General features: G+C 55.1%; 2 protein-coding genes. Both read left to right on the top strand.

Annotated features, from left to right (window positions below; translation table 11 throughout):
- Positions 1 to 1,818, top strand: a 1,818-nt coding sequence (locus tag AC2FNB_RS20725) for an FtsX-like permease family protein (RefSeq protein WP_496748638.1), incomplete at its 5' end; no start/stop codon positions are given.
- The gene (locus tag AC2FNB_RS20730; protein WP_496748639.1) at positions 1,808 to 2,845 is read left to right on the top strand and encodes a lipocalin-like domain-containing protein; all 1,038 of its coding nucleotides are present in this window, start codon (positions 1,808 to 1,810) and stop codon (positions 2,843 to 2,845) included. The genes AC2FNB_RS20725 and AC2FNB_RS20730, both read left to right, overlap by 11 nt.
- The last annotated feature ends 836 nt before the right edge of the window (positions 2,846 to 3,681 follow it).

The following is a 3,681-nucleotide window of genomic DNA, read 5'->3' on the forward strand; positions in this document are numbered from 1 at the left end:
CCGTTGAGTGAACTGGCACCTGACCTGGAACGGATCAGCAGCGGCCCAGGTACCGATACCGCGCAACTGACCGAAAGTTTTCACCTGAATCTGACCGCATTTGGTCTTTTATCCTTTGCAGTGGGTTTGTTCATCGTTCACGGCACCATTGGCCTTGCCCTGTCGCAAAGGCGTGGCATGATCCGTACCCTGCGCGCGCTGGGTGTTCCGTTGGAGCTGATCACCGGGCTCGTCGCAACCGAGCTATTATTTCTTTCATTCGCTGGCGGAGGATTGGGCCTGGTCCTTGGATACTGGCTTGCGGGTGCACTTCTGCCGGATGTTGCGGCGACATTGCGTGGACTGTACGACGCGCCGGTTGAAGGGCAGATGTCACTACGTCCCGAATGGGTTGTCTCGGGGATCGGCATGGCTGTTGGTGGGACATTGGTTGCAAGCGCTCAGGGATTATGGAAGTTGGCACGATTGCCGCTACTAAGCGCCCCCGGCGAGCAAGCTTGGCGTGGGGCGGGCAACGCGCAAACGCGAAGCGCTGTTATCGGTGCTGCGTTGGTTGCCGCCGGAGTGGCCCCTGTTGTCCTGTTTGATGGCCTTTGGGCAGGATTCGTGCTGTTGGCTGGTTTGCTGTTGGGCGTTGCGCTGATGCTTCCGTTTGCGTTGTCGCGCGTCCTGATTTTATGCGCGCGCACTGCCAAGACGCCGATCACTCAATGGGTTTGGGCAGATTTGCAGGCGCAACTGCCGGGGTTGGCGCTGGCGCTGATGGCTCTGTTGCTGGCACTGGCTGCCAATATCGGCGTCGGAACGATGGTGTCGAGCTTTCGCTTGACGTTCGACGGCTGGCTGGATCAACGGTTGACCTCAGAATTGTATGTAACTGCTCTGGATGACAACCAAGGCCAGGAACTTGGCGAGTGGCTTGCAACACGGGCCGATGCGGTTCTGCCCATCCGCCGGTTCGAGTTGCGGCACGAGACAGGGCCGCTGTTTCTTTATGGCATCATCGATCACCCGACATACCGGCAGAAATGGCCTCTTATTTCTGCTGATCGCGATGTTTGGGACAAGGTGGCCACAGGAACAGGTGTACTGGTAAACGAACAACTTGCGCGGCGCGGCAACCTTTGGCCCGGAGATACACTGATACTCGCCCCTGACTGGGCTCCAACAGTCGCAGGGGTATATTCGGATTATGGCAACCCGACCGGTCAGGCGATCATCTCTATGGAACGGTTTGAAGAACGCTTTCCCAACGCCCCGAACCGGCGTTTTGGCGTCCGTATCGCTCCTGAACTCGCTACCGAGTTGGCACGGAGTATTCGCACACAGTTCGATCTGCCTGACACTTCGGTTATCCATCAGGCCGCCTTAAAGGAGCAATCCCGCGCAATCTTTGAGAAGACGTTTGTCGTAACGGCTGCACTCAATATCCTTACCCTTGGCGTCGCGGGGTTCGCAATCCTGACAAGCTTGTTGACACTTTGGGGGCAACGCCTGCCGCAAGTTGCGCCAGTTTGGGCATTGGGCCTGTCTCGCCAGAACCTGGCCGGATTGGAACTGATCCGAAGCGTCGTTCTTGCTGCCTTGACGGCCATACTGGCACTTCCTTTGGGTCTGCTTTTGGCATGGATCCTGCTTACAGTAATCAATGTCGAGGCATTTGGTTGGAGATTGCCGATGTATCTTTTTCCCTCAGATTGGCTCTTGCTTTCGATGATGGCCCTGTTGGCCGCTGCATTGGCTGCTGTTATCCCCGCGCTCAGACTTTATCGCCTGCCACCATCCGATCTGTTGAAAGTCTTTGCAAATGAACGTTAAAGTGCTTGTCTTGTGTCTGCTCCTACCTTGGCCTGTCTTGGCACAGGGTTTTGCAGGTCTAGGCGCGACCGCAGAAGGTTTTGAGACTCCCCGACGTGGGTATAAGCTTTCGTTTCCCGCCGATCACGGCGCGCATCCTTCGTTTCGCATCGAATGGTGGTACGTCACCGCCACGCTCTCGGGAGAAGACGGGCGCGACTATGGCATTCAGTGGACGCTTTTTCGCACTGCCTTGAAACCACGGGAAGCGGACGGATGGCAAAGCCCCCAACTGTGGTTGGGCCACGCAGCGGTCACCACACCCGATGCCCATATGTTCGCCGAGAGACGTTCGCGTGGCGGCATAGGTCAGGCAGGGGTCATTGCCGATCCCTTTTCGGCGTGGATCGACGACTGGCAAATGGCTGGCCCAAATCTCGACACCCTGTCATTGTTCGCACGTGGCGCCCGATTTGCTTATGATTTGACCCTCGAAGCAAAAGGTCCGCTCATTCTTCACGGTGAGAACGGGGTATCGACAAAGTCGGCATCCGGTCAGGTCAGCTATTACTATTCGCAACCCGCTTACGCTGCGTCCGGCATTTTGAAACTGCCAGATGGCGAAATTGCGGTCACGGGACAGGCTTGGCTGGATCGGGAATGGTCTTCACAGCCCCTTGCAGATGATCAATCGGGATGGGACTGGTTCTCATTGAGCTTTGACAGCGGAGACAAGCTCATGGCATTTCGGCTGCGCAGCAAAAATGGCGACTTTACCGCTGCAACCTGGATCTCTCCAAACGGGAGTTCAACATTCTTGCCAGATGGTTCTCTGTCTGCCAGACCACTGCAAAACAGCCAAGTTGCAGGACGGACCATCCCGACCGGCTGGAATTTGCAACTGGAAAAGCAGGGCCTTGACGTTCAGGTTACCGCTCTCAACCCATCATCTTGGATGGGAACGTCTTTTCCCTATTGGGAAGGCCCGGTCTATGTTACCGGCAGCCACACGGGCCGAGGATACCTGGAAATGACGGGTTACAAGTGATGAGAGTGTCAACAAGACAGTCATATCAGGCACGCTGAATATGGACTATCGGTCGAACTGACTAAAGTTCTTACTCACGAAGGTTCCAATACGGAAACAAATTGTCAACAATGGAGATATAGACATAATTTTGCCGCAATGACAGGATTCCGATGTGGGTGGCGCGTCGATATTTGTTTCAGCGTATTTTTTTAACTCATGGTGAGTTTGACACGCCGCCCCACGATATTTCATCGCGTATTGATGCAATGCGCAACAGTCTGGCATAGTTCGAACCACGATGCCAATGCGGCGCTCAACAGGCGAAATCGGGCCAAAAACCGATTGTCGTTGCGTTCCTTTGAAATCAGAGAATTTGAATTCTTCATGAACCAGACAAACTTTCGCCACGCCTGACTCGTACCCAGACAAGGCGACGCGTCTTGATAGTCTAATTACGATTTCCATGAGGGGGTACGAGTTCGGCGCGTCGCCCAGTCTATTCCCAAAGCAGTAAGGACGTAATCTGTACGCCGGGGGCCCTTACCGACATGCCGGTTCGTTTCCCGATTTCATGGATTTCGACCGAGTTCTGATTTCTGCCGCGACCAAGGCGCACACAGCTCAATCGACGGATCTCAGACCCACTCAGGCTGACGGAGTACAAAACCTTCATTCCATACTTTGGTCATATGGCGGATTTTCTCTCCATCGAAACCAAAGACGTAGACATAGCCGCTTGCCACTGTCCGTCGTCAGAGGTTTTGGGCCAGTTGGCGGCGTGATCTAAGAGAGGGTCTGGCGCATCTGGTTGGTCAGATTAAGCGGCGGATTTGCGGTGAAGCAAGCGCCGGGTT

Source organism: Ruegeria sp. BHSB058 (genome assembly GCF_059613285.1).